The following is a 26,463-nucleotide window of genomic DNA, read 5'->3' on the forward strand; positions in this document are numbered from 1 at the left end:
GTTACTTGTCTCCTTTTTTCGCGCCGCCCATCAAGGCGCGCAGCGCGCTGGCCATCGGGCCTTCGTTATCGTTTTGTTCGCCACTTGTGGGTGGCGTTGATTTTGATTTTTTTGTCTGCTCAGGGGCGGTGCCCGTGCTTGGTCGGGCAGGTTGCAGGTGGCGCGCTACCTCAGACATGAAACGGGCGTTATCACCTTCTGCCAGAAAGCTTACTTCGCTCGTGATGGCGCGGAGCACATCATCAAGCTGGTCTTGTTCCGCCTTCGCAAAGTTTCCAAGCACATGGTTATGTACCAATGCCTTGTCGCCCGGATGACCAATGCCGATACGCACACGGGTAAAATCAGCACCGATATGGTCTGTGATTGAGCGGATGCCGTTGTGCCCGGCAGCACCCCCGCCGATCTTGACCTTGACCTTGCCAAACGCGAGATCAAGTTCGTCATAAAAGACGACGACATTCTCGGGGTTCAGCTTAAAAAAACGCATAGCCTCGCCAACGGCCTGGCCGCTGCGGTTCATGAAGGTCTGTGGTTTGATGGCGATGATCTTGTTGGCTGACAGACGGCCTTCAAAGGTCTCTGAGTGCCAGCGCTTAGGTCCAGTAGAAAAAATATGGCGCTCGACAATCTGGTCAAGCGCCATGAAACCTACGTTGTGCCGGTTTTTTTCGTAAGTGCTGCCTGGGTTGCCTAGTCCGACAAAAAGCAGCATGGAAAGTCCTCCGGCTACAGCGGGGCGCTAATTATGCGCCCCGGATAGCGTTATCAATCGTCGCTATCGTCAGCTGCGTCTTCAGCATCATCGTCAGCAGCTGCTGAAGCAGACTTCAGACCGCTAGGCGCAACGATGGCACAGATAACGAAGTCACGGTCTGTAATCGTTGGCGTGCAGCCTTTTGGCAGGGTCACGTTGCTGATTTTCACAGATTCGTTGATGTCGAGCGCAGAAATGTCTGCTTCGATGTACTCTGGGATCGAGTCCGCAGGAACATGAAGTTCTACTTCGTGACGGGTGTGGTTGATCACGCCGCCGCGCTTGAGACCAGGCGATTTCTCTTCGCCGACAACTTTAATCGGAACTTCCATCACAACTTCAGCGCCTTTGCCAAGACGCAGAAAATCGATGTGCATTGGAAGGTCGGTTACCGGGTGCAGTTGCAGATCACGAGGAAGAACGGTTGTCTTCTTCTTGCCAACCTGAACTTCAAACGTGTGAGACATGAAGCCACCACGGTTGAGCAAACGGATGATCTCGTTTTGTGGGATCTGAATTGATTCCGGTTCCTTGTTGTCGCCGTAGATTACGGCAGGCACTTTGCCTGCACGACGCGCGGCGCGGGAGGCTCCCTTACCAATCCGTTCGCGCGGCTCGGCAACGATGGTTACAGCGTTAGCCATACTATTTCTCCAAACTATCAAACACCGGCCGGACCATCCGAACACGGTGACCGTCGCTTCCTCCAGGGATGCAAGGACGGAGTTGCCGTTATGGGCGATCCCATAGCGGTCGGGCGCGATTTACCGCGATTTGCCGGGAAATGCAAGGCTCAAACGCTACTTTGCGTCTTAATCTGTAACGCACGGCGTGCGTGAGGGTACAAATGTGGGCTGGCATGCCTAGGCATAGTAACACAACCCGACGGGCCCACCCCTTATTTATACCCATGAGTTTAGTTTGCAATCTAATATAGAAATTTCCTGAAAAACGGGAGAATCACTGATGTTTCAGGCAGAGATTTATTCCTTCTTAAGAAGTTTTGAGGCAGAGTTTAAGGGAGAGTTATGCGGAGATATTAGTTGCGTTTTTGGGCAGGGAGCCAGACGGGAGCATTTGCTCTTGTTGTTTTAGTAACGTTCTTTGAGCTCTTCTCGTCAGCAGTGAGTGCCGACGAGAAGAGTGGTCGTCGTGCTGTGGTGGTTGGCGGGTATCAATTTGAACCCTTTGTCGAAGGTGAAGGAGGGGTTTCGCCCGATTTCGCTACTATGCTCAACGAAGCGCAAACCGAGTTTCTGTTCAAGTTCACTCACATCCCCGCCAAACGCCGCTATGAGCAGATTGCAGACGGCAAGATTGACATGATGTTCTTCGAGATGCCTGTGTGGGGGTGGACTGAAGTTGCATCGCATGTGGAAACCTCAGCACCGATACTTTCCGGCAGAGAGATTTTTGTCTCCCGGGTAGGGCATAAGTTGGGTGACAATGTGTTCCGTGACCTTCGGGAACGCCGCATAGCCATTACATTTGGATATCACTATGCCTTCCTCGGCTTCAACGCGGAGCCTGAACAGATAAGGTCGCGCTATGATGTGGTGTTTGCGAACCAGCAGCGTTTCACTCTTCGCCATATGCTGATGGGTAACGCTGATGTAGCGATTGTGAATGATGCATTTCTACGGCGTTCAATAAACGCTAACCCAATGCTTGCTGACCGCGTCATGGTCGCGCCATTTGCGGATCAGCACTATGAATTGCCGATCATGATACGGAAAGGTGGCCCCATCAGTCTAGATACCCTTCAAGGCCTACTTTCCCGCCTGAGTGCAGATGGGACGTTGAAATCTTTTTTTGACCGTGAGGGACTTGGCGACTTCCTCATCTACCCCTGATACTTGCCTATAGTTAATCTTCCTGCGCTGAGGGGGGCGTTGGGGGCTCTCGCGCCGATAACTCTGTTGCTTCATGCGTAAAGCTGCTACTTGGCAATACATAAGCCAAACACCGATAAAGGTGGGCGAAACGCGAGGATACATAATGAACACGACCAAACGGAAAGCCGACGAGGCTTCTGGACTATTACCTTTGCCTAACCCGGCACCGCACGACTGGCACGCACTCAGTGATCTCATAACTGTTGTAGGCATTCTGGTTGCTGTGAAGCAGGGTTTGCTGCTTTTCACCCAGCTTTATGCAGGGCCTGCGTCGACGTTAACTGCCATGGTGGTGGCAACATGGTTGTTGAAACGGCGCTCTCAGGGGTGGTCGGACCTGGGTTTAAACTGGCCAGAAAAGTGGAGCACAACCCTCGGCCTTTCGGTGCTTACCTTCGCAGTTATCATCATGATATCTGGCGTGATGGGAGAGGTGGCAGACCTTATCGCTGAGGACGTTGGCACCAGCGGGCGGTTCGCACATTTGGAAGGCAACCTTGGTGCCTACTTGCTCATGCTGGTCCTCGTCTGGACACATGGGTCGTTCTTTGAAGAGCTTTTGTTCAGAGCATTCATCATCACGAAAATCAGTGTGTTACTGGGTGGAAACAAGAAAGCCGATGTGATCGCCGTGCTCATAGCCAGCGTTTTTTTCGGCTACCGTCACGTATATTATCAGGGGCTCAACGGTGGGCTGGTGACAGGCTCTATCGGCCTCGGTCTTGGCTTGCTGTATATCTGGTTTGGCCGCCGCAATATCATGCCGCTAATCTTTGCGCATGGTGCGATCAACTCATTAGGTATGACCATGCGGTATCTTGGTGTCACCGGAGACTAGAAAAAAAGCCCCGCTCAGAGGGCGGGGCTTTTAAAATTCTATCGCGCAAACCTTAGTCAAACAGGCTTGAAACGCTGGTTTCATGCGCGATGCGGTTCATCGCTTCCGCGAGAAGCGGCGCCACAGTCACAACCCGAATTTTGGGGTTCACGTTGCATGCTTCTGTTGGTCGGATGCTGTCAGTGATGACAAGCTCGTCCATGACGCTGTTTTCAATGCGCTCATAGGCTGGGCCGGAGAGTACACCGTGCGCCACATAGGCTGAAACGCTGGAGGCGCCTGCATCAGCAAGTGCTTTTGCCGCGTTGCAGAGTGTGCCTGCGCTATCGACGATATCGTCGACGAGTACGCAGTGATAATCTTTAACGTCACCAACGATGTGCATCACTTCAGAAACACCGGCGCGCTCGCGGCGTTTATCGATGATGGCGATCGGTGCATCAAGGCGTTTTGCGTAAGCACGGGCGCGAACCACACCACCAACGTCAGGCGACACGATCATGGTTTTCTTGCCCGCGTATTTTTCCTTCAGGTCACGCACGAGAACTGGCATGGCATAAAGGTTGTCAGTCGGGATATCGAAGAAGCCCTGAATTTGTCCAGCGTGCAGATCCATCGTCAGCACGCGGTCGGCGCCCGCTGTGGTGATCAGGTTTGCAACCAGTTTTGCAGAAATTGGTGTCCGTGGACCAGGCTTCCGGTCTTGGCGTGCATAACCAAAATAAGGAATGACGGCAGTGATGCGGCGGGCAGATGCACGCTTGAGCGCATCAATGCACACCAGAAGTTCCATCATGTGGTCATTGGCAGGGAAGTTGGTCGGCTGGATCAGGAATACGTCTTCACCACGAACGTTTTCATGAATTTCAACAAAAACTTCCTGATCGGAAAAACGTTTCACAGCAGCTTTGGCAAGCGGCATGTTCAGGTAGGCGGCAATGGCTTCCGCCAGTTCCGGGTTTGAGTTCCCGGTTAGAATCTTCATGCCCATAAAGGCCTCCGTGCAATGAAGATGTTGCGTGTGCGGTTCGTTTAACAGCGTGAGGCGAAGCTGTAAAGGCAGGAGGCGGCCCTAAGGCTTATTTGTGGTTTGATTGGCGTAAAACGGGTGATTGCGGCATGATTATTACAAAAAGCAGGCTTAGCCCCGTAGCATGATTGCCGAGAGCTGGCGGCCATAATCAGGCTCTTGCCTGTGAGTCGTTCTGCGGTATGAAAAATGTGCGTCGCTTGTATAAGTGTTGGTTGCGGCGTTCCAGATGCCGCCAATTTCCTCGCTTTCCAGTCTATGCTGCACAAACTTTGGCAGATCGAACTGAAAGTGATCAGTGTCTCGCCCCTCACCAAAGAAGGCGGAGAAGTTTCTATCTTCTGACAGGAAGCGGGCATAAAATTCGGCGCCAACCTCATAGCTTTCTCGCGCGATCGTAGGGCCAATGGCTGCCCGAATATTGCCGCGAGTTGCGCCCATAGCTTCCATGCTTTTGATGGTTTCCGCGAGCACCCCTCTGATGGCACCTTGCCAGCCAGCATGTGCAGCACCAATAACACCAGCCTTGGCGTCCTCAAATAATACGGGGCAGCAATCCGCCGTCAGGATGCCGAGTATAAGACCGGGGGTGCAGCTTACCATGGCGTCCGCTTTGGGACGTTCATCACCCCAGTCGCTCATGGCTCTGGCAACCGTGTTGCCGTGAACCTGGTAACAACTAAGCACCGGCGTGTTGCTATCACCACTGATGATGCGTGCCGCGATGCGGCGGTTCATGGCAATATGCTCAGGTTTGTCATTGGAGCCTGGGCCGCAATTTAATCCAGCGTAAATGCCTCCTGAGACGCCATCGTCACGGCTTAAAAATGCGTGAGAAGATTGGAAGTGCGGGCAGGTTTTGTGGTTTGTCATGAGCGGTCTTTATGCTTGCGTGCGGAACAGGGAATGCCACTATAAGCAAGATAGTGGCGAAAAACAGGGGGTAACATGCGCGCGCTTATCATTCTCTTGCTTGCAATGATGCATACGGGCGCCGCATTTTCAGACGTGACCGGGCGGTTCACTTTTGAGCGGTTGGGAGGTGATGTCTGGCGCGCGAAATACTGTTTTGATGAACCCGTTGAGATTCTCGGTTTTGAGCGGCCTATAGAAAATTTCAGGGAAAGCAGTTGGCGTACGCTGCTCCCCGAATACGAACTCTCCTTCCACGGTGGCGCGGCTCAGATTGCGCGCGCAGACGGTGAACCTTTCCACTGCACCGGTGTGGAGATGGATACCTACACCGCGGTGCCGATAAAAAACTATATGGCCTTCTCGTCGTTCACGGATGGTGGGATGGTAGCCTACACCGGCTATATGACCGGGAAGGTTTTCAAAGATGGCGTGTGGCAGGCCTATGATGTTCGCGCGCGCTATAAAGGCCTGCCGGGCGAAACCGTGATTGCGCGCGACCCGGAGGTGCTGGATCATCAATATGTTTATTTCGGCCCTCAGACAGGGCTGACCAGCGCTAATATGCTAACGGTCATTGACCCCGGAATGCCTACAGCAGCGCGTGAGGGCATAGAAAAATCACTGCCGGAAGCGAGCAAGCTGCTCGAAGATTTGTTTAGCTTCAAACCGGTAGATCCCTTTCATGTTTTTATGGCAGCCGGGGAGTTGATGACCTCTAAGGAAGACCACTCAAAAGGAGGCTCGCTCAAGCGGCAGATACTCTTCACGCTTAAGGGGAAGCGCTCAGCCGACTGGGCGATAGGGTCGCCGGATTTTTATCCCAAGCTCGCCGCGCATGAAGTGCTGCACCTTTGGCAAAATGAGGTCTGGTATGGGCAGTTGGGGGAAGACGCGCCCTGGGTGCACGAAGGAGCCGCAGACGCGATCGCACATGAGCTGATGCTGCGCACCGGGGTGCATACTGCCGAGCGATATAATGAGGTCTGGAAAACAGTTGAAAGCCGCTGCGCTGGTTATCTGGAAGAAACCAGTGTTGATGGGGCAATTGAAGCTGGAAAGTTCGATACGCTCTATCAATGTGGTGCGCTCATCAACCGTATCATCGCCCAGGCTCTGAATAGCGATGAGCCGAGCGAAGGGCTCTTCCGGTTCTGGCGCGCGATGGCAAGTTGGGATGAAACCGATATCCGACAAACTCCGAGCGCGGCGCTCTTTTTTGCCACCATGAACCAGCTTGGGTTTACAGAAAGTCAGATAGGCCGCTTGAAGGAATTTCTGGCTCAGAAGCATACGGATGGCGAGGCTAGTGTCAGTGCTCTGCGGTCCGCGTTTAGTCTTTCAAATCATCAATAGTTGCCTGCCATCGGTTGTTTTATGCATCATTTAGATATATATCAATTTGATGTATATAATAGGCAGAGGGTAGTGCGATGAAATTTCTCAAGTTTGTGGCAAAAGGCATAGGGCTCTTGCTCTTTTTGGCCGTTGTGGTCTTTTCTCTCGGGGTGCTGTGGCCACTTGAGCGACCAGAACCCCATCAGGCGTCTAAGCGTCTTCTCATCCAGAACGCTTCCGTCCTTGATATGGAAACCGGCGCTTTGCTGCCGGGGTACTCTATATTGGTGGAGGGCGGTGTTATCAAAGCGGTTGATAAATACCTGGCTCCGGAGGGCGCGGAAGTCGTTGATGCTTCTGGCCTCTATGCCGTGCCTGGCATGTTCGACATGCATGTGCACACAATGAAAATGGCGCCGGAGCTTATGCATCCGCTTTTTATTGCGTCTGGTGTGACAGCTGTACGGGATATGGGCGGGTGTATTGGTATCGATGACGCATGGGTTGCTTGTGAAGGCGATAAACGCGCGTGGACGAGCGCTGTGAATGCGGGCACGCTTGTGGCTCCGCGCTATGATCACGTTACTGGTCTTGCGATGGATGGTGGAAGTGAAATTCCCGATGAAGTTTCAAAGTCGCTCGGTGGGATGAATGCTGATGGTGCCCGAGCCCGTGTGCACCATGATAAAGCGCTCGGTATCGATTTTCTCAAAACCTATACCAACCTCCCACGTGAAAGTTACTTTGCGCTCGCAGATGAAGCAAAAAAGGAAGGCATGTATCTGGCGGGACATCTTCCGTTCGCGGTCTCCGCGTCTGAGGCCGTTGATGCCGGTCAGCGCAGTTTTGAACACGGATTTCTCTTTATCTGGGATTGTTATCCTGGCACCGCGGCTCTGCGCGAAGAGGGAGACCTCTACGCGATGTTCACAAACGAGATGCGCCAGAAAATGATCAAGGGGCATGATGCGCAAATGTGCGCGGATTTATATGCAAGAATGGCAGCGAGCGGTACCGCAATTGTGCCAACCCACACCACGCGAAAGCTGGATGCGTTTGCGCTTGACCCCACTTACAGAAGCGACGCGCGGCTTAAATATACCCCCAAACCCCTGAGAGCTATATGGCTTGATGATGCTGATGGCATGGCGCGGCGTGCCGGTGCAGGTGGGCAGGAAAGCTATATGGGAATCTATGATTTCGGGATTGAGTTGACCGGCGAAGCACACAGAGCAGGTGTGGATGTGATGCTTGGAACTGACGCACCAGATAGTTTCGCTTTCCCGGGCCTTGGTATCCATGATGAGTTTGCGCACCTGACCCGCGCAGGTCTGTCCCCGATTGATGCACTTCGCGCCGCCACGACAACACCGGCGAAGTTCCTTGGGCTTGAAGGAAAAGCAGGAACGCTTACTCCCGGTGCGCGTGCCGATATTGTTCTGCTGCGTGCCGACCCACTGGAAACTGTAGACGCGCTTAAGGAGGTGGAAACCGTGGTGCTTGCTGGTGCGGTTTATACCCGCGAAGATCTGGACGGCATGCTTGAAGCGGCTGAGGGGAACGCCAACAGCTGGAGCATGTGGATCAAATTCGCATGGCAAATTATCCGTAGCCCCATCATGCTGAAGCAGATCGGGGACTAGAAACCGGGTGGCGTAGTAAGACCTGGGGACTGCAGGGCCAACACCTTGAAAAGTTGGCCCATCGCCTCCGGTGCGGTCAGGCGTTTAAGCTCGGCTAAAATGCCTGACTGCTTGTTGGCATCCTGCCCATTGGCCAACTGTTGCGCGCGGGCCCCGAGGCCTATACCCATCAGGAAAGTGCCTTGCTCGGTGGCGCCAAACGCGTTTACACCCTTCTCCCTCGCGGCTTGCGCGAGTTGGTCAAACGCTACATGGGCGGTGAGGTCGGCTTTGCCGGGTTTCTGAAAGGGGTCTACATATTTGTGAGCCTTCAGGGCTTGGAAGCTGTCCCCATGGGTGGACTTCAGATAGCCGTAGTCAAGAATGAGCGCCGCGCCGGGGGCAGTTGATGCGCGCTCGGTAATATCCCCAATGACAGAGAGAGCCGCAGGGCATACCTCAGCGATAGCGCCGTCAGCACCCGCTCTCAGCGCTTCAGGTATCAGAACCGAGGCTGTGGTGGTCGGCAAGAGAGCTGGGATCAGGTCTCGCCCGTCCGTGGACACGCCGCGCTCAAACCATTCGCCGTCTCTTTTTTCAAACTGCCTGATAGGTAGCGCGTCGAAAAATTCGTTGGCAACAATGATGGAAGGGCCGTCTGGTATTTGGCTTAACGTGTCATGCCAATGCGCGTCCGGCACCTTGGTTTTTTGCATTGCTCGCAGTTGCAAGCTTGTTTCAACAAAATGCACTTGGGTTGCTGTGCGAAACTCCGCGACAGATGACGCAGCCCGCAGCATATCAGCCATCAAGGTGCCGCGTCCCGGGCCAAGCTCAATGAAGTGAAACGAAGCGGGCTTTCCCATTGCTATCCAGCGGTCAGCACACCACAGGCCCAGCATCTCGCCAAACATCTGGCTTACTTCCGGCGCAGTGATGAAATCGCCGTCTACCCCAAAAACACGTTCCTGCTGATAGTAGCCGTACGCCGGGTGCATCAGGCACTCTGCCATATAGTCAGCTATTGTGATCGGACCTGTGGCCTCAATCCGTTTGATCAGGAGGCTTTTAAGTGGCGTCATTGCTCAGCCTGTTTTGCGCGGGTAACCCCTTTATAGATAAGCCACGCTGCGAGCGCGAACATCGGGACGCTGAGCATCTGCCCCCGCGAGATACCGGCAGTCAAACCAAGGTGCGCATCAGGTTCCCTTACAAATTCAACTACGATACGGGTGAGGCCATAGCCTATGAAAAAGGTGCCCGCGATAACCCCGGGTGCGCGCTTGGCCAACGACGTTTTATGATAGAGGAACTGCAGGAGGATAAAGAGCAGCAGCCCTTCACCGAGCGCTTCATACAGCTGGCTCGGGTGCCGAGGTAGCGCGAGCGCGTCATGCGGGAAAATCATAGCCCACGGTACATCGGTTGGCCGTCCCCATAATTCACCATTTATGAAGTTTGCGATCCGCCCAGCGAACAACCCTATGGGTGTTACAATGGCCACAATGTCTGCCACGCGCATGAGGTCAAGTTTGTGTTTGCGGCAGAAGAAAATCACGGCCAACACAACCCCGAGCGCGCCACCATGAAATGACATGCCGCCGTCCCATAGCCGGAAGATTGCAAGCGGGTCTTCAATATAGGCTGGCAGATTATAAAACAGGACATACCCGAGCCGCCCGCCAGCGATGACCCCGATAATCGCCCATGTGATAAAATCATCGATATGCGCAGGAGACATCGGCGCCCGCGGTTTTGCGGTCAGCCGTCTGATGTACCACCACCCAAAGAGGATACCGCCAATATAAGCGAGGCTATACCAGCGAATGGCAAGGGGGCCGAGCTCAATAAGGATTGGGTCAATTTCCGGGTAGGCGATCACGCCCAATATGCCTGCGAGGCTCATGCTGTATCCCTATCGTTGTTTGTGGACATCATCCCCGCCTTGGGTTCCATGTCAAGCGATCACGCCCTGCGGCAACTCGCCCATTGCAATCATCGACAGTTTCGCCCATATCAAAGGCACCACAACAAGGATACGAGACCATGCAGACAAGTAACAAATTCTTTGACGATATGGCCAAGCTGGCAACCGGTGCAGTAGGCGCGGCGCATAGTGTTAAAGGTGAAATGGAAGGCCATTTCCGGGCATGGCTCGATCGTCAGCTCGCGGGGCTTGATCTTGTAAGCCGTGAAGAATTTGAAGTGGTTCGCGACATGGCGGAAAAAGCCCGCATGGAAAATGAAGACCTCCGCGCGGAAATCGAGCTTCTCAAAGCCAAGAAGGCAAAGAAGTAAGCCGCACGAGCAATTATCTTGCGCGGAATACCCCGGCCAGTTTTTGGATGAAGAGTGGAATCTAAGGTGCTGTCCCCAAGGCACTAATCCATAAACTAGAACGAAGCCCTAGATAGTTTTCCACAAAAAAAATGCCAAAAAGCTGAATTCTTCCTTGCCAGCGAGTCCTCGCTTTGGCACGCTACATATAGTGTTAAGTCAGATTAAGGGAGCCAGATTTCGTGATTCTGGTATCGAGACGACAACGCTAACCGGCGAAACCTGAGTTCGTCGGTCAAGCAAAAAGCCCGGCGGCCTCATCTCCAGGGGGAAACGAGATGACGACACTGAACACCGGGCATTCTGAAGTTCTGAGCCAAAATCCGGTTGATCTTGCAGAAGAGCTCGCTGGCGCCAATGAATGGGGCGTCGAACGTCACGGCGAAGATGAACTGACTATGTTCATTTCAGGCCAATATACTGATCTGCAATTCCGTGTCTTCTGGCGTGAAGATTTCAAAACCCTCCAGTTCGCTTGCCTGTTCGACCTTCGGGTTCCGGAAGGGCGGCGCACTGACATTTACCACACCATCGGTCTGATTAACGAACGCATGTGGATTGGCCATTTTGAGTATTGGGCAGAGGAAGATGCGCTTCTTTATCGGCACGCCAGCCTCGCGAATGACCCGCTTCTTGGTGTGATTGGCGAAGAACATATGAGCACGATGGTTGAAACCGCACTTGGGGAGTGTGAGCGTTTCTATCCTGTGTTCCAATTTGTGATGTGGGGTGGGCAGACGCCAGAGCAGGCGATTGACGCCGCCATGCTGGAGTGTGCAGGCACAGCCTAAGGCGAAGGCCTAAAAAGTAGGACCTGCGCCACTCAAATCTTGGCGGTACAGGCGGCATGCAATACCATGGGGTGAAGCGATTGCTTCGCCCCTTTTTCGTGGCTGGAGGAGTTTTCCGTGCAGGGTTTTAATGAAGAACAAAAAATGCTGCTCATCGGCTGTGGCCATATGGGACACGCACTTGCCATGGGGTGGCTCCGCGCAGGATTGGCACCTGACCACCTCTATGTGGTTGACCCCGGTGCCGCCCCAAGCTGCCTCCCGAATGTGGTGGAAGACCAGTTTGTAAAAAGTGCGGGAGAGTTGCCACGTTCATTGAAGGCGAGGGTTATCGTGATTGCTGTCAAGCCACAGGTTATTGGCGGTATACTGCCACTGCTTGCGCCGTTTACGGACGAGGAGACCATGATCATCTCCGTGGCAGCGGGTGTCCCCATTCGTACATTGGTCGACGGTGTTGGTGCAGACGCCACCTACGTGCGCGCAATGCCCAATACACCAGCAGCAATTGGCGCGGGTATTACGGGCCTATGCGCTGAAGATACCATCAGCGACAACAACAAGGCGCTCGCGCGAGAGACACTGCACGCGGTAGGCGATACGGTCTGGCTGAATGATGAAGCCCTGATGAATGCTGTGACGGCAGTTTCAGGTAGTGGCCCGGCTTATGTGTTTCATTTGGTTGAAGCTATGGCTTACGCGGGCACAGAACAGGGCCTTTCGCCCGAGGTGGCGATGACGTTGGCGCGCCAGACAGTGATTGGTGCGGCACGCCTTATGGACGCAGAGGAAGACCAGACAGTGGCCGCGCTTAGGCGGCGAGTGACAAGCCCTGGCGGCACCACGGAGGCGGCACTGAAGGTTTTGATGCACGCAAATGATGGCCTTGGGGATTTGATGGCGCGTGCTGTGGATGCCGCGCGTGCTCGCGGGGAAGAGCTGGGTGGTTAGTCCTTCACCCCCTGATACCAATAACGGTCGGGAATGGAGCGGGTCGCGTCGCTCATGTCCGGGATATCAATCCAGTGAATTTTGCGAGGGTGGTCTTCAAGCTGCTTCATCGCATAAGCCATGTTGGGGTCAGCATCGAAATGCGCCATGAAACTGCCATCCCCATAGGCTTTCTTTAGGCCGTTTTCCACGATGCGTGCGAGATCTTTCCGGTTTTTAGCGACATAAAAGAAGGTGTCGTATTTGTAAGCGAGCATGACGTTTGGCGCGATGATCAATGGGTTCTCGGCATCAACACCATGGCGTTCAAGCTCCGGTTTCACTTCAATCACAGACCTTGGGAAAGCGAGAAAACGCCCCCGCTTTAACATAGGCCATAAAGCATCCGTCGGCGCGGTGATGACCTGCAAGCCAGCACTTTGCATGATCTTGGTATCCGGCCACGACGCGTTAGCCCCCAAGGTGACCACGGACTTAAACGCCTCGAAACCATGTAACTGCCGTATCAGGTCTGCACTTACCTGGCGAATGGCGAGAAGGCGATATCCCAAAAGGCCCCGCGCCAGAGGCACGTTTACCTGTATGAAGGTTTGCTCTCTCTCCCTTGAGTAGCCCGTGTAGAAGATATTAAACTTGCCCCCTTCAAGTTCTCGCATGGTCCTGAGCTGTCCTACGGTATGGTCGTGGATGACAAGCTCATGCTCGCCTCCGTCCGCCTTCAGGGCAAGACGCAAAACTTCAGCGAAATACTGATCATCCGAATCATAAAGGGGCAGGTGAAATTCTGCTGCGCGAGCGGGTGAAATTATGGTTAATAAAAAGTTTACTATAATTGCCGTGAGTATGAGGAAGGTTCTTGTCATAACGGTTTATATGCTGACAGGCAGGGTGGTGGGCGTTTGTGTTGACGCTTCTGAATAGTCGATTTGCATGAATTGCCCCCTTAGGTTGGCACTGCCAATTATCTAAAAGATACACAGCCAACTGTCCGTATGGTGGCAACTCCGGCTGATCATTGTCAACTCGAATCAGTATCGGTGCCGGGCAAAAAAAGAGGCCCCAGCAAAACGCCGGAGCCTTGATAAAAAGTTTGTCAACATAGGGAGGTTCGTCGTGTCTCACTCAAGAGACGAAAGTAAAAGGGTCGATCCCGGGGGGGAAGTGGGGGAGGGGGGAGGAACCCCGGGACCGACCTTTATGACGGTATTCCGTCAAACTCAAAAACACGTCGCCGCGGAGCCTTGGCTTGGGGGGAGATCGGGGGGAGTGATCAAAGCCCGTGCTCGTTGGCGGTGAGGTGTATATATGTTTGGGGAGCCAAATAGAAAACCCATTTTTCTGTCTTGGCAGCTATGCGAATTATGCATGGCTTGAGCATATAGTGCATTTGATTAACGAATGGCTCAACCGGTGAGAAAAAATAGTGCAGCAATGCTGACTGAAAAGGCTATAGTCTACAGGTAATTAGCGGGGGAACTTGCCATGAAGCTCAAGCATGTAGCCGTTGTCGGCTTGTTAACATTTACCAGCATCACGCCCGGTTTTGCGTGGCAAAAAAATGATGAAGTTAACAAATTTAACGGTTTGAATGCCCAAATGCTGGCAGCGACCGATGCACGTGATGCCCTGAATCAGGTTTTCGACCAAGCTTTATCAAAGGGCGATTACCGGGCACTCGAATATCTTGGCCAGATTGGCGGTGAGGGATGCAAAAAAATAGCACCTTACCTTACCAGCGACGATATGCACGCCCGTGCGGCGGCGCGCAAAGGGGCCATGCTGTGCCATGACACGGACCTGAGCGACGCTCTGCTCGCCTTTCCTGAGGCTCTTCCGCCCTCTGCGGGAGATGACTATCTTTACCCCGCGCTTGGGTTCTCTGGCGGACCAGCGGCACGCAAGCTTCTTATCGAGCAGGTAAACGCTATCCAGCCGGGCCAACCATTTAATGTGGGCTACCCCGATAATGCACGCACCATGCCGCTCTTTGGGCTGTTGCAGTCAGTTGTCTATGACCAACTGGCGGCGAGCGCCATGGAAGGGCTGAATTTTGGCAATCTGCTCGCCCTTACGGGTGAGATGGGCACTGCCGAGGCTGCCGCTTATTTGCTGACGCGATTCACAGGCCTTGATGCCGTGCTTGAGCAAGCGGCGGTTGAGGCAGCGATCACAAGCGCAGATAACGTCATCGTTCGCACGCTTCTCGTCAGGGTTTTGCGTCAGTTTGGCAATGCAGCCGCTGGCACGCTGATGACATTGGCTCAAGGTGATGAGGCACCGGTCAAGCTCGCCGCTCTCCGCGCCATGGGATATTTGTCGGATGGGGAAACGATGAAGTTTCTGGTTCGTGCTGCAAGTCGTGGTGATGACCATAGCCGTCAGGTTGCGCTGGCTGCCCTTGGCGGGCGCAATGCCGGAGCCCCGCTTGTTGTCAAAAAGCTGAAAGAGACGTTGGGAGACCAGAATGGCTGGTTGGCAACAACAGCGCTTGAAAGCCTGCACGCACACTCCGAGGATGAGGCGATCCGTTTCGCGAAAATCTGGCTGCGGCGTGAGGACTATTATAAGTCTTTTAAAGCGATGTCTGTGCTGAACAGAAGCGAGGAAGGCAAAACTGTTTTGCAGGAGTATGCGGACGCGAACCCGGATACTAATCGTGGAAGAGAGGCGGCAATTGCGCTCGACCCTTCCATCGAAGCAGTAACAGAACCCCGGGACACGCCTTCGATCAAGCTGGTGGCCGGATATCAGAAACGCGAGCTGGTGCTTGAAACCACTCGCGGCAACATCTGCATCGCCCCCTCTGGCGCTGCACCTTATGCCGCCGCCAACTTCATGCTGCTGGCTGATGCGGGCCGGATGGACGGTATGTTATGGCACCGTGTTATCCCGAACTTTGTAGCCCAAGCGGGGCAAACTGAAGACCCGGAGATCAACAAGTGGGGCAGCGTCCGTGAGGAGTGGTTCGAAAGCAACCACCAGATCGGTACGGTTGGTGTTGCAACCGCGGGGCGGGATACGGGCGGCACGCAGTTCTTTATCAACACCGCCTATAATATGCACCTTAACGGCCGCTACACCGTGTTTGGCAGGGTAAGCAAGGGGCTGGAAGCAGCCTTTGCGCTACAGGAAGGTGATGTGATCACCAAGGCCAGCACTATCGCGGCAGGGGATGAGGCTTGCCAGTAGGCCTGATGCCTACAGGATATTACTCTCTGCCCTGATCTGCCGCACCATGAAGTCGCGGAAGAGGGCAACGCGCAGTGACCCTCTGAGCTCGGGTGCATAACAATAATAGGCATTGAACGGTGTGCCTTCCACCTTGGGTAAAACGCGCACCAAATTTTGCCTGTTGTGCACCAGATAGTCAGGCAACACCGCGATGCCCATGCCGGCCTCAACCGCATGCATCACGCCGTACAGGTTGTTGACCTGCAGACGCGGTATGCGGCTTTTACGCGGTGTGCCAACAGTAAGCAGCCAGTTAAGCCCACGGATCGTTGGTACATTGCTGATGCCGAACGTGATCAGGTCATGGTTGTCCAGATCATCTGTGGTGACTGGTGTGCCGCGTGCATCCAGATATTCGGGGCTTGCGTAGATATGGCTGTGGAAGGTTGCAAGCGGGCGCTGGATAAGCTCTGCCTGTTCCGGCTCATGAAGGCGGATCGCCACGTCTGCCTCACCTGCGGAAAGGTCGAGGTCCGCGTCATCGAGAATCAGCTTGATGTCGATATCGGGGTACTCGGTCATAAACTGTTCAAGGTGAGGTGTGAGCCAAACGGCGCCAAAGGTCACCATGGTGGTTACCCGCAACAGGCCAGATGGGCGCTCCCGGCTCTCCATCAGGCTGCGCTCGGTCTCCTCAATGCGAAGCACAACTTCGCGGGCGGTATTATATAGTTCCTGCCCTTCCTGGGTTAACACGAGGCCGCGCGCGTGCCGCGTGAACAGGGAAACATTCAGGCTTTCTTCAAGCGCACGTATCTGCCTGCTCACGGCAGACTGGCTACAATTCAGCCGGGCGCCCGCGTTGGTGAAGCTGCCGCTTTCCGCAACGGTATGAAAAATACGTAGCCTGTCCCAATCCATCAGGTTTCTCCCGGTCGTTTACAACAACACCAAAGCCTTGATAGACGTTGTTGCTGTAACTCTTTGTTTTGCATACTATCTGATCAAGATGGGGGAGCAAGCCCCGAATGCAGCCATGAAGCGGCCTATTATTGCCTGAGGGATCATAGCGTGAGCAACAAAGCTGTTCTTGAACAAGCAGCCAGCTATTTCAAGACCCAGTATCCGGGCCTGACGGCAGAGGCTATTATCTGTTTCCTTGTGGTTGTGGACCTCAATGAGCCAACCGTTGGCGACGTGGCGCGCGCGGTTGGCATGACAGAGCCTCAAGCCTACCAGCATATCTCCATGCTGACGCCAAGCGGGGCGGGCATCGTGCAACTGCAAAACGCCGGGGACGGTCGCAACCTTGTGCATCTGACCGAGGCCGGTATGGCGGCAAAATCCGCTATTGAAGCAGCTTTGAACTAGGCCGTTAGCAAAGGGCTCTTCATATTGGGAAGAGCCCTTAACTCATACTTCTATGAGTTTGTGCTTCTATAAAGCGTGATACCTTCTTCAGCATAATCGTTCGCGGTTGCGATATTATCCGTCAAGGCCACGAGGTTTTGATTAATGTCTGAAACCGCCGTGGCTGCGGTGTTCATGCTGCCTGATATCTCACGGGTTACGGTTGTCTGTTCATCAATCGCGTTTGTGATCTCCATCACATTGTCCTGCAGATTGGTGACGGAGCTATTGATCTTGCTCAGCCGATGCACAACGTCCGACGAGATGCTTTGCATGCGGTCAATTTCTTCGGAGATCTGGTTCGTTGCAGAACCGACCTGATTAGCAAGGTTTTTCACTTCGCTTGCAACGACGGCGAAGCCTTTCCCCGCTTCTCCTGCGCGTGCTGATTCAATGGTTGCGTTCAGTGCCAGGAGGTTGATCTGAGAGGCGATATCGTTAATGAGGGTAACGATCTTATTCATCGCTTCGGCAGCGGAACTCAACTCCTTGGTTGAGGCATCGGCGGAGCCTGTTTCTGCAGCGGCCTCTTTTGCTACCTTCTGCGCGCTCGCGACGCTTGAGGCAATTTCCTGAAACGAAATATTGAGCTCTTCGGCTGCGGCAGCAACTGTTTGTACCATGGAGCCAGTTTGGCTTGATGCGCTCGCGGCGGAGCTGGACTTCTGCCTCGCGTCCAGAACCGAAGAAAGAATATTTTCTAGGTTTGCGTCAATCAAGGCTGCGATGCGCGCTGCCTCGTCACGAGCGAGAACGGCCTCCGTGATGTTGGTGGCAAATTTCACTACCTTGAAGGGTTTGCCGTCCGGGCCATAAATCGGGTTATAGGTCGCCTGTAGCCAAAGATCGTTCCCTTCTTTGTCAATGCGCCGGTATTCACCGCTCTGGAATGTGCCGTTTGCCAGATCCTTCCAGAACGCAGCATATTCTTCAGAAGGGCGCATCGCGGGGTCAACAAACATGCGATGATGCTGGCCTTCAATCTCTTGAAGTGTATAGCCAACCGTGTTCAGAAAGTTGTCATTGGCGGTAATGATGGTGCCATCAAGCTCGAACTCGATGATGGCCTGGGCTTTGTTCAGGGCCTCTATTTTGCCGCGGAAGTCCGAGTTCATGATTTTTCGCTCAGTGATATCGGTTGCAAACTTCACGATCTTGAGCGGTGTGCCATCCCGGTCCACAACGGGGTTGTAGATGGCCTGAAGCCAGACTTCCTCGCCACCTTTTTTTACACGTTGAAATTCCGCGTTTTTGAACTGGCCTTCACGTAGGTCCTGCCAAAACTGCACATATTCTTTGCTTGAGGCCACCTCGGGTTTAACGAACATGCGATGATGCTGGCCTACAATTTCATCGAGGCTGTATCCCATGGTGGAAATAAAATTCTCGTTGGCCGTGATAATGGTTCCATCCAGCTCAAACTCGATAACCGCTTGCGCTCGATTGAGAGCCTGAAGCTTGCCTTCCGCATCAATGTTTTTAAGCTCCGCAGCTGTGATGTCGGTCGCAAACTTCACAACTTTGTCAACCTGCCCGCCTTTGCCCTTCACCGGAACATAGATGGCTTGCAGCCACAAGCGGTGACCGTCTTTGGCGATACGCTGGAAGGTGCGGGACTGATAAGCTCCGCTCCGAAGGGTGGCCCAAAAGGCTGCATACTCAGCGCTTTTAGCCTCAAGGGGCGGTACAAACATGCTGTGATGTTTTCCGACAATTTCGTGTCGTGCATAGCCCATAGTGCTGAGAAACAGCTCGTTGGCATCCAATATGGTGCCATCCGGCTTGAATTCGATCATAGCCTGCGACTGTGACAAAGCGTTGATTGACGCTACTGCGCTGTGGTCAGTCGATTTTTGTAGTTTCTTAATTGCATCGAACACGGATTCTTCCCTCTTGGCTGAATTTATTCAACCAATACATGTGGTTAACCTTGTTCGACCCCCTTTGGTGTGTGCAATGTAATCGATTACGACGAAAAGGAAACTATAATCGATAAAGTTCGGGCGGTTTACGCCCAATATCAAGGCGGCCATTGCCGCCTTGATTGATGAATATTTCAACGACAGTGGTTTTATTCTGCGGCCTTGGAGGCTGCGTGGTGTAGCTCTGCCAGATATTTCTCGGCCTCAAGTGCAGCCATGCATCCCATGCCCGCTGCGGTTACGGCCTGGCGGTAAACCTTGTCGGTTACGTCACCAGCCGCGTAAACGCCGGGGATGTCGGTTTGTGTGCTGTCCGGCTTTTTGATCAGGTAGCCCTCATCATCCATGGGGAGTTGGCCTTTGAAAAGCTCGGTCGATGGTTTGTGGCCGATGGCAATAAACACACCGTGCACAGCAACCTCTTCCACATCGCCCGTTTTCACATTCTTGAGCTTCACACCGGTAACACCCAGTGGGGTGTCTGTACCAACAACTTCATCCAGCACCGTGTCCCACTTTACTTCCACATTTTTGGTGGAGAAAAGGCGTTCCTGCAGGATTTTTTCTGCGCGGAATTCATCGCGGCGGTGAATGATGGTGACTTTTGAGCAGATGTTGGAGAGGTAAAGCGCCTCTTCAACGGCTGTGTTGCCGCCGCCGACCACAACTACGTCCTTACCGCGGTAGAAGAAACCGTCACAGGTCGCACAGGCCGAAACACCGTACCCGTTGAACTTCTGCTCGCTTTCAAGGCCTAGCCACTTGGCTTGCGCACCCGTCGAGATAACAACCGCATCCGCCGTATAGATCGTGCCGCTGTCGCCAACCGCGCGTTTTGGCGTGGCTTTGAGGTCAACTTCCGTAATCAGGTCATAGACGATGTCTGTGCCTACATTTTCCGCCTGCTGGCGCATGGCTTCCATCAGGTCCGGGCCTTGCACAGCTTCAGCGAAGCCTGGGTAGTTTTCCACGTCTGTTGTAATGGTGAGCTGGCCACCTGCTTGCATGCCGGTCACAATGGTTGGGTTCAGGCTTGCGCGCGCAGCATAAATCGCAGCCGTGTAGCCCGCAGGGCCCGAGCCAATGATAAGCAGATCGGTATGTTTGGTTTCAGCCATGTCTGGTGTCCTCATCTTGCCGGTTCGGCCATGCGCCGCACACGGGGTCATTACTTTCTTGCCCCTTACATAAAAGCTCCCCCGCCATTTGCCAAGCGATAGGAGCGCGATACTCAATGGAATGTTTCGATGAGGGTAATCGGAAGTGCAGATAAATCAGCCGAGGGAGGAAAATCCCCCGGCTGAGTAGCGTGTTATCACGCATCCACGAGCTTCATGCCAAAGTCGCTATAGCGGCTCCCGGCAACCTTGGCTGCCAGGGGCGCGAGCCGCTTCAGGTCTTCACCGGTGAGGTCAACACTGTAGGCTCCAAGATTTGATATCAGGTTCGCCAGTTTTGTGGTGCCGGGTATGGTGACAATGCGCTCATTTTGCGCAAGAACCCATGCGAGCGCCAGTTGCGATGCCGATACGTCCTTTTGCCCTGCGAGGCTGATAACCTCATCCGCCAGCGCACGATTGGCGTTCAGGTTCTCTTCCTCAAAACGCGGCAGAGAGACAGAGCGCCAGTCATCGGCCTCTGGGCGTTTACCGTTTTGGTAGGCACCCGCCAGCATGCCGCGCCCGAGCGGCGAGTAAGCTACAAGGCTGGTGTTGAGGTCCTTAAGCGCCGGGAAGAGGGTTTCTTCAATGGCGCGCGTGAAGATCGAATATTCCGACTGCACCGCCGCGATGGGGTGAACCTTTGCCGCGCGGCGCAGGCTGTCGGCCGACACTTCCGATAGGCCGATGGCTCTGATCTTGCCTTCTTCAACCAACCTGGCCATGGCGCCGACGGTTTCTTCAATCGGTGTTTCAGGGTCCAGCCGGTGCAGGTAATAGAGGTCTATATAATCTGTTTGCAGCCGCCTGAGTGACCCTTCAACTGCGCGGCGACAGTTTTCAGCGCTGCCATCAAGCGCGCCCTTGCTGCCTGTATGCGCAGGGGCAACGATGCCAAACTTGGTGGCCAGGATCACTTTCTCCCGGCGGTCTTTCAGCGCTTTCCCGAGCAGCGTCTCGTTGGTGTGGGGGCCGTACATCTCGGCAGTGTCGAAATGATCAACACCGCGCTCCATCGCCTCATGGATCAAGGCGATGCCGTCTTGCTCCTCAACCGGTTTGCCGTAGAAGGCCGTGAGGCCCATGCAGCCTAGTCCAATTGCATTAACCTCAAGGCCAGAGTTGCCAATCGTCCGTCTCATGCTGGAATTCCTTTCGCTCAACTGATGAGGAACCAACATTGGGCATGGCTGACCCGATACAAGGCGTGCCCGAAGCTTCAGGCATTCATTTGCAGGATCGGTTATATTATTGTCGGGAAACGCCGGTGTTCTGGTCGCTTCTAGCGTGTTTTGCCGCTGAAAAGCATGGCAGCGCACAGGGTAATCAGCACCACCGGCACAAGGGCGAGCGCGACCGCAAGCACCCCTTCAAGGCCCCAGAAAATGCCTGCGAAAACCCAGAGCATAACAACATTCAAAAGCGCAAAAATCAGGGCTTCATCACTTTTGCCTGCGTCCTTGATCAAGCCGCCAACGAAGGGTAGGGTCTGGAACAGGCGCGAGAGCAGTGACGGTTTCTGGTATACGGTATCTGACATGGCTGAACATCCCATCGGCAGGTTTGAAACTGCTTGGAACATAAGGCGCGCCGCAGCCTTTGTCAGTGTGGGTAATTGTCGCAGTCGTTAGTTGATATTCGGCACGGCGTCCGGCGCTTCCTCATACACAAACTCATTGGCCTCACCCCAGACACCACCGATGAGCAGCTTTGACCACCCGTGCATCCGGCCGTTCTCAATCCGGTAGGCAGAGAGAGTTTCCGTAGGGCCGGATTTTGACCCTCGTACAAACTCATGCACCTCAATGCCGTTTTCAACCGGTGTGATCACACCGTCGGTATAAAACCCGGCTGTGGTAACATAGCGGTAGATGATCTTGCCTTGCACATCGTCCCAGTGGATCAGGCTTTCGCCCGCGTATGAACCGTCGCCAATGCTGTGGGTGATGCGTACCACCCGGCCATGGAGTATCCACTCCCACTTGGATGTATCAACAAAGTTGTCGGAACCATCAACGCTGCCATCAATCGTGCGCCAGGTTTTGCCTGTGAAGGGGGCGAGGGATGCCAGTTCCTTGATAGGCTCCGCGCTTGCGGGAGCAGAGACGAGAAGGATAAGAGCAGCAATCAGAAAACGCATGGCATGATCCTTTAAGCTCACAGCGCCGTAGGGCGGTGTTTATTGAAATGTCAGCCTGTAGGCCGAAACCCGGTGGTCATCCTCCCCAATGATGCGCGGCATCACAAGAAGGCCGGTCACAAAATCATACTGGAAATCAACAGCGTGAAAAGCCTCGTCTGAGATCGGGGCCGCTACGCCGTCGGCGCCTAAGCGCCAGAGCCGCGTATCATCCACCATGGAGAGGATGAAAGCTTCCCCGTCCCACGCCACGCCATCAACATCCTTCACATTGGCTTGTTGAGTAACGGGGCCGTCTGCCAAAGGTTCGCCTGTGTTCCGGTCCCATATCCATATCTGCCAGCCGCCGCTCAGGAGCATATTGTTGGCCACGTAAAGCCCGTTAACGAACTTGAGCGCATTGTCATCCTCAATGAGCGCGGTAAGGGCACCGTCCCTGAGCGTATAGATTTTCTGGCTACAGCTCGCAGAGATATAAACCGCGCCGTCGGTTGCGATCGCAACATCATTAAAACACGGGCGCACATCAGGCGCAGGGTATTCATGAATGATCTCGCCAGTGCGAACGTCCGCGACCTTCAGCATGTTGAAGTCAGCGAAGTAAAGCTCTTCACCCCTGAGGACCATGCCCGTCGGCGCATCCAGCCCTTCGATCCATTTCTCCGCGATCATGCGGCCCGACATGGACAGCTTGCTGATATAGCCTTTGCCGTTTTTGCCGTACCCAACCACGTTGGATACATAAATCGCGCCCTGTTCTTCATCAATGGCAACAGACTCCGGCTCAAAAAGCCCGGTGTCCACTGTCCAGACATGACGAATAACGGCGGTGTCAGCGTGAAGTGGTGCACGCGCAGTGAAACAGGCTGCGGCAAGGGCCGCGAACAAAATGAAACGGAACATTATCTTCCCAAATATCAACTCCCCACGCACAGCATAGGCATGCAATGTCAAATTGAAAAGCCGCTTTGCGGTAGTGCGTGGCAGATCAGGGAGGACTTGATCACCTAAGGCAATTTAGCCCCCATGCTGGCCTGAATAACATCGTACCAGTCGCTGCGGCTCATCTTCACTTTCGCGGCATTCGCAGCTTCCTTGATGCGGGCAGGGGTTTGTGTGCCAATAATCGGGATAACACCGGCTGGGTGAACCATGGTGAAGGCGAGGGCTGCGGCGGCCCGGTCAGTGTTGTTTTTCTCTGCAATCACATCAAGCGCCTTGATGGTGTTGTCGAGCCGCTCCTGATCTTCCGCAGTGTTTGCTTGCCCTGTCATCAGCCTGCCGCCACCAAGGGGCGACCATGCAAGCGCAAGCGCACCAAATTCCTGGCACTGGTCAAGGGTGCCATCAAAAATGGGTGAAAGCTCAAGCGCTGAGAACTCCGGCTGCTGGGAGGCAAGTGGGAAATCCATATGCGTCTGAAGTGCCCGGAACTGGCCTGGCGTGAAGTTGGAAACCCCCGCTTCGCGTATCTTGCCTTGTGCGCGCAGGGCTGAGAGGGCTTCCACCACTTCTTCCATGGGGGTGAGAAGGTCTGGCCGGTGGATTTGATAGAGGTCGATCGTTTCCGTCTTCAGCCGCTTGAGGGACTTTTCGCACGCCGCCATCAGGTATGGCTTGCTGGAGTTATAGGGCGTACCGGGGTTGATACCGCCTTTGCTTGCAAGCACCATATCGTACCTGAGGCCCGGCTGTGCTTTCAGCACATCGCCCAAAAGCTCTTCGGCGCTGCCGAAACCGCCGGGCGTGCCCTTGCCGTATATGTCTGCGGTGTCGATCAGTGTCATTCCGCAGGCGAGAGCGGCTTCGATCTTGGCTTGTGCCGGTTTCACCTCGGTGCCTGCGAAGCGCCAGCAGCCATAAGCAATAGGCCCCACCGACAGGCTGGATTGACCAACATTAAACTTGGGCCGGGCGTGGAGAAGGTCATCTGCCATGGTGAAATCTCTTACTCATTGTTTTAAAAGTGTTTTTATCGAGGGATGGCGCCGGTTGACGGCGGGCGTTTTTCATTGCGCCAATATCGCTATATTTGACAGCGCTGTCAAACAGCTTCTCATCACCGGCGGCAGTGTTGACACGGTTTTGGCTGGTCAGGCTGGGCCGAAGAAGCGGTTAAACTCTTCAAGTCCGGTGCCGGTGAAGGCAACCTCGCGGCTGCCGTTCTTTCGCCGTGCCCAACCTTTTTCGTATATATGGTCAAGAAGCGCTGCACCCAAGGCACCCGCCAGATGGGTGCGGCGTTCACTCCAGTCAAGGCATGCTTTACAGAGCGGCCGTTTGGCGCTTGCGAGTGTTTCAAGTGGTAGGCCGAGGCGCTTCATGAAGCCTTCCCCAACCGGTGTGATCACGGGCTCGCCTTCATGCTCAAACAGAAGACCGCGCGCGAGCAAGCCCTCATAAAGCTGGATGCCCATATCACCCGCCAAATGGTCATAACACACCCGCGCGTGCCTGAGCGCCGGGTCTTTGGGGCCGGGGCGAGTGCGCACATGGCCCGTGCGAACCGCAACGCCCATCAGGGTTTCAAGGAGATCAGCAATATCTGACCCGGAAAGCTGGTAGTAGCGGTGCCGACCCTGTTTGCGGATGCGCAAAAGGCCGCCGGCCTCCAGCTTGCTCAGGTGGCTTGAGGCGGTCTGTTTGGTCACACCTGCTTCGTCAGCCAGTTCCGTGGCCGTTAGCGCAATGCCGCCCATGAGCGAGACAAGCATATTTGCCCGTGCCGGGTCACCAATAAGCGAAGCGATGAGCGCGATATCTGGTCCGTCTTTCATAGTTCGATGTTAGTCGAAACAAGGATGCACATCAAGCGGCTACAATGCCACCTACACCTCATTGTGAACTGGAGTATGAAATGAGCATGCTGTGTTGTATCCGCTATGAAATTGACCCCTTCAAACTTCAGGAATTTGAAGCTTATTCAAAGGCCTGGGCTGAGATCATTCCGGCCTGTGGCGGTGATCTGTTCGGCTATTTCCTGCCGCATGAAGGCACTAATAATGTGGCGTTGGGGCTTATCTGTTTTGATAGCCTTGCGGCCTATGAAGTGTATCGTGCACGGCTAAAGACGGACGCTCGCGGGCGCGAGAATTTTGAGTTTGCGCAGCGCGGGCGGTTTATCCTGAAGGAAGAACGCACCTTCCTGCGCGCGGCGGAAGGTGCGGAGCTTCTGAGGTTTTTCACGAGCGAACCATCAAGGGAGAACGCCTCATGATTGCCGTGATTTTTGAGCTGATCCCAAAAGCTGGCATGGAGAGCAGGTATTTTGATCACGCCGCCGCGCTCGGGAAAATTCTGCCAGAGATGGATGGTTTCATCTCGGTGGAACGCTTTGAGAGCCTTGTGAAAAAAGGGAAATATCTGTCACTTTCCTTCTGGCGGGATGAAGCTGCGGTGAAGGGCTGGCGCGAACGCATGGAGCATCGCGGCGCGCAGGCCGACGGCCGCGCCCATGTATTTGAAAATTACCGCCTCAGGGTTGCGCATGTGGTGCGCGACTATGGCCTCAATGAGCGGAGTGAAACGCCAGAAGATTCAAAGGGTTATCACCGGTAGTCACCGGTGAAGGCCCCGTCGGAGGATTTCGCAAACTGTGGCAGGCCATCTGTGATCTCAACAAAGCCTGCTTTTTCGCCTGTGAAGATATGCCCCATGGTTTTGAGGCCCGATGCGTCATCCAGTGAGCCTGCGAGGATGCCGGTAGCGTCCAGATCAAAAGGCTGCCAGAAGAGGCTTGAACCGCACTCCCTGCAATACCCCCGCTCGGCCACATCAGAGGTTTTATAGAAGCCGAGGCCGTCGTCTCTGGTGATTTTAATGTTTTTCTTCAAAGCTTTAGTATGTGCGCCAAAGCTGCCGTGAAGCTTTTGGCACATGCTGCAGTGGCAGTTCACGATGTCGCGCAGCGGCCCGGCGACCTCATAGCGCACAGCGCCGCAGAGGCATCCGCCGGTGGTGATTTTGTCTTGGATATTGGTCATCATCTTGTCTCCCGTCGCGCACCCGGATGACATAGATGGGCATAATCGGCAGATTTACCACCCGACAAGACAATTTTCCGTGCGGGATGGGAGCGCCTCTGCTTTTAAAAGTACGGTGAATTTTCACCTAAAATTAAAAGAGCCCCTCAAAAAAGGGGCTCCTGGTTAGCTTTCATCCACAAAATTACAACAAGGGTGTGGCGACT

Annotated in this window: 28 protein-coding genes; 11 read left to right on the forward strand and 17 right to left on the reverse strand. The window is 54.2% G+C overall.

Annotation, left to right across the window (positions count from 1 at the left end):
• Position 1 precedes the first annotated feature (1 nt).
• Positions 2-715, reverse strand: a complete 714-nt coding sequence (gene pth, locus ACN0XZ_RS12760; protein WP_417458161.1) for an aminoacyl-tRNA hydrolase — start codon at positions 713-715, stop codon at positions 2-4.
• Between the two features lie 53 nt (positions 716-768).
• On the reverse strand, positions 769-1,401 hold the full coding sequence (locus ACN0XZ_RS12765) for a 50S ribosomal protein L25/general stress protein Ctc (protein WP_417458162.1): 633 nt from the start codon (positions 1,399-1,401) through the stop codon (positions 769-771).
• Positions 1,402-1,800: 399 nt separating this feature from the next.
• Here ACN0XZ_RS12765 and ACN0XZ_RS12770 point away from each other — a divergent pair, with 399 nt between their 5' ends.
• A complete protein-coding gene (locus tag ACN0XZ_RS12770) occupies positions 1,801-2,610 on the forward strand; it encodes a substrate-binding periplasmic protein (protein WP_417458163.1) in 810 nt (269 codons plus the stop codon).
• Positions 2,611-2,755: 145 nt separating this feature from the next.
• A complete protein-coding gene (locus tag ACN0XZ_RS12775) occupies positions 2,756-3,490 on the forward strand; it encodes a CPBP family intramembrane glutamic endopeptidase (protein WP_417458164.1) in 735 nt (244 codons plus the stop codon).
• A 52-nt stretch (positions 3,491-3,542) separates the two neighbouring features.
• On the opposite strand, the gene ACN0XZ_RS12780 is transcribed toward ACN0XZ_RS12775, so the two are convergent.
• Together ACN0XZ_RS12780 and pgeF are read right to left on the reverse strand one after the other, a co-directional pair.
• The gene (locus ACN0XZ_RS12780) at positions 3,543-4,475 is read right to left on the reverse strand and encodes a ribose-phosphate pyrophosphokinase (protein ID WP_417458382.1); all 933 of its coding nucleotides are present in this window, start codon (positions 4,473-4,475) and stop codon (positions 3,543-3,545) included.
• Positions 4,476-4,631: 156 nt separating this feature from the next.
• Positions 4,632-5,393, reverse strand: coding sequence for a peptidoglycan editing factor PgeF (gene pgeF / locus ACN0XZ_RS12785; protein ID WP_417458165.1), 762 nt, complete (start codon positions 5,391-5,393; stop codon positions 4,632-4,634).
• A gap of 75 nt (positions 5,394-5,468) precedes the next feature.
• On the opposite strand from pgeF, the gene ACN0XZ_RS12790 reads away from it, so the two are divergent.
• Together ACN0XZ_RS12790 and ACN0XZ_RS12795 are read left to right on the forward strand one after the other, a co-directional pair.
• Positions 5,469-6,788 (forward strand): hypothetical protein, encoded by a 1,320-nt coding sequence (locus tag ACN0XZ_RS12790; RefSeq protein WP_417458166.1) that lies wholly within the window; start codon positions 5,469-5,471, stop codon positions 6,786-6,788.
• 77 nt (positions 6,789-6,865) lie between these two features.
• Positions 6,866-8,413, forward strand: a complete 1,548-nt coding sequence (locus ACN0XZ_RS12795) for an amidohydrolase family protein (RefSeq protein ID WP_417458167.1) — start codon at positions 6,866-6,868, stop codon at positions 8,411-8,413.
• Here the strand turns inward: ACN0XZ_RS12795 and ACN0XZ_RS12800 are convergent.
• Together ACN0XZ_RS12800 and lgt are read right to left on the reverse strand one after the other, a co-directional pair.
• Positions 8,410-9,474, reverse strand: a complete 1,065-nt coding sequence (locus tag ACN0XZ_RS12800; protein ID WP_417458168.1) for a class I SAM-dependent methyltransferase — start codon at positions 9,472-9,474, stop codon at positions 8,410-8,412. The genes ACN0XZ_RS12795 and ACN0XZ_RS12800 overlap by 4 nt on opposite strands.
• Complete coding sequence (gene lgt / locus ACN0XZ_RS12805) at positions 9,471-10,283, reverse strand: prolipoprotein diacylglyceryl transferase (protein ID WP_417458383.1); 813 nt, start codon at positions 10,281-10,283, stop codon at positions 9,471-9,473. The genes ACN0XZ_RS12800 and lgt overlap by 4 nt, the downstream gene beginning before the upstream one ends.
• Positions 10,284-10,438: 155 nt before the next feature.
• On the opposite strand from lgt, the gene ACN0XZ_RS12810 reads away from it, so the two are divergent.
• From ACN0XZ_RS12810 to proC, 3 genes are all read left to right on the forward strand, one after another.
• Positions 10,439-10,690 carry an accessory factor UbiK family protein gene (locus ACN0XZ_RS12810; RefSeq protein ID WP_417458169.1) on the forward strand — a complete coding sequence of 84 codons (252 nt, stop codon included), beginning with the start codon at positions 10,439-10,441 and terminating at the stop codon, positions 10,688-10,690.
• 317 nt (positions 10,691-11,007) lie between these two features.
• Entirely contained in the window at positions 11,008-11,520 is a 513-nt protein-coding gene (locus tag ACN0XZ_RS12815) for a YbjN domain-containing protein (RefSeq protein ID WP_417458170.1), read from the forward strand.
• 117 nt (positions 11,521-11,637) lie between these two features.
• On the forward strand, positions 11,638-12,471 hold the full coding sequence (gene proC, locus ACN0XZ_RS12820) for a pyrroline-5-carboxylate reductase (RefSeq protein WP_417458171.1): 834 nt from the start codon (positions 11,638-11,640) through the stop codon (positions 12,469-12,471).
• Here the strand turns inward: proC and ACN0XZ_RS12825 are convergent.
• Positions 12,468-13,334, reverse strand: a complete 867-nt coding sequence (locus ACN0XZ_RS12825) for a hypothetical protein (RefSeq protein WP_417458172.1) — start codon at positions 13,332-13,334, stop codon at positions 12,468-12,470. The genes proC and ACN0XZ_RS12825 overlap by 4 nt on opposite strands.
• Before the next feature lie 619 nt (positions 13,335-13,953).
• Between ACN0XZ_RS12825 and ACN0XZ_RS12830 the strand changes: the two genes are divergently transcribed.
• On the forward strand, positions 13,954-15,660 hold the full coding sequence (locus ACN0XZ_RS12830; RefSeq protein WP_417458173.1) for a peptidylprolyl isomerase: 1,707 nt from the start codon (positions 13,954-13,956) through the stop codon (positions 15,658-15,660).
• Between the two features lie 9 nt (positions 15,661-15,669).
• Here the strand turns inward: ACN0XZ_RS12830 and ACN0XZ_RS12835 are convergent, their stop codons facing one another.
• A complete protein-coding gene (locus ACN0XZ_RS12835) occupies positions 15,670-16,563 on the reverse strand; it encodes a LysR family transcriptional regulator (RefSeq protein ID WP_417458174.1) in 894 nt (297 codons plus the stop codon).
• A 150-nt stretch (positions 16,564-16,713) separates the two neighbouring features.
• Here ACN0XZ_RS12835 and ACN0XZ_RS12840 point away from each other — a divergent pair, with 150 nt between their 5' ends.
• Positions 16,714-17,013, forward strand: coding sequence for a hypothetical protein (locus tag ACN0XZ_RS12840; protein ID WP_417458175.1), 300 nt, complete (start codon positions 16,714-16,716; stop codon positions 17,011-17,013).
• A gap of 50 nt (positions 17,014-17,063) precedes the next feature.
• On the opposite strand, the gene ACN0XZ_RS12845 is transcribed toward ACN0XZ_RS12840, so the two are convergent.
• The 8 genes from ACN0XZ_RS12845 to ACN0XZ_RS12880 all read right to left on the reverse strand — a co-directional run bounded on the left by ACN0XZ_RS12845 (position 17,064) and on the right by ACN0XZ_RS12880 (position 25,051).
• On the reverse strand, positions 17,064-18,932 hold the full coding sequence (locus ACN0XZ_RS12845) for a PAS domain S-box protein (RefSeq protein WP_417458176.1): 1,869 nt from the start codon (positions 18,930-18,932) through the stop codon (positions 17,064-17,066).
• A gap of 191 nt (positions 18,933-19,123) precedes the next feature.
• Positions 19,124-20,092, reverse strand: a complete 969-nt coding sequence (trxB, locus tag ACN0XZ_RS12850; protein WP_417458177.1) for a thioredoxin-disulfide reductase — start codon at positions 20,090-20,092, stop codon at positions 19,124-19,126.
• Positions 20,093-20,289: 197 nt separating this feature from the next.
• Positions 20,290-21,276, reverse strand: coding sequence for an aldo/keto reductase (locus ACN0XZ_RS12855; protein ID WP_417458178.1), 987 nt, complete (start codon positions 21,274-21,276; stop codon positions 20,290-20,292).
• Between the two features lie 140 nt (positions 21,277-21,416).
• Positions 21,417-21,674 carry a hypothetical protein gene (locus tag ACN0XZ_RS12860; protein ID WP_417458179.1) on the reverse strand — a complete coding sequence of 86 codons (258 nt, stop codon included), beginning with the start codon at positions 21,672-21,674 and terminating at the stop codon, positions 21,417-21,419.
• Positions 21,675-21,761: 87 nt separating this feature from the next.
• Complete coding sequence (locus ACN0XZ_RS12865; protein WP_417458180.1) at positions 21,762-22,274, reverse strand: hypothetical protein; 513 nt, start codon at positions 22,272-22,274, stop codon at positions 21,762-21,764.
• A 39-nt stretch (positions 22,275-22,313) separates the two neighbouring features.
• Positions 22,314-23,177, reverse strand: coding sequence for a hypothetical protein (locus tag ACN0XZ_RS12870; protein WP_417458181.1), 864 nt, complete (start codon positions 23,175-23,177; stop codon positions 22,314-22,316).
• A gap of 104 nt (positions 23,178-23,281) precedes the next feature.
• Positions 23,282-24,211, reverse strand: a complete 930-nt coding sequence (locus tag ACN0XZ_RS12875) for an aldo/keto reductase (RefSeq protein WP_417458182.1) — start codon at positions 24,209-24,211, stop codon at positions 23,282-23,284.
• Between the two features lie 156 nt (positions 24,212-24,367).
• Entirely contained in the window at positions 24,368-25,051 is a 684-nt protein-coding gene (locus ACN0XZ_RS12880) for an ArsR/SmtB family transcription factor (protein WP_417458183.1), read from the reverse strand.
• Positions 25,052-25,131: 80 nt separating this feature from the next.
• Here ACN0XZ_RS12880 and ACN0XZ_RS12885 point away from each other — a divergent pair, with 80 nt between their 5' ends.
• Together ACN0XZ_RS12885 and ACN0XZ_RS12890 are read left to right on the forward strand one after the other, a co-directional pair.
• Positions 25,132-25,491: an NIPSNAP family protein gene (locus ACN0XZ_RS12885; RefSeq protein WP_417458184.1), complete on the forward strand. Its 360-nt coding sequence runs from the start codon at positions 25,132-25,134 to the stop codon at positions 25,489-25,491.
• Positions 25,488-25,832: an antibiotic biosynthesis monooxygenase family protein gene (locus ACN0XZ_RS12890; protein WP_417458185.1), complete on the forward strand. Its 345-nt coding sequence runs from the start codon at positions 25,488-25,490 to the stop codon at positions 25,830-25,832. The genes ACN0XZ_RS12885 and ACN0XZ_RS12890 overlap by 4 nt, the downstream gene beginning before the upstream one ends.
• On the opposite strand, the gene ACN0XZ_RS12895 is transcribed toward ACN0XZ_RS12890, so the two are convergent.
• Complete coding sequence (locus ACN0XZ_RS12895) at positions 25,823-26,257, reverse strand: GFA family protein (protein ID WP_417458186.1); 435 nt, start codon at positions 26,255-26,257, stop codon at positions 25,823-25,825. The genes ACN0XZ_RS12890 and ACN0XZ_RS12895 overlap by 10 nt on opposite strands.
• Positions 26,258-26,463: the final 206 nt, after the last annotated feature.

The sequence above is a fragment of the Kordiimonas sp. genome (genome assembly GCF_048264555.1).
Lineage (GTDB): Bacteria > Pseudomonadota > Alphaproteobacteria > Sphingomonadales > Kordiimonadaceae > Kordiimonas.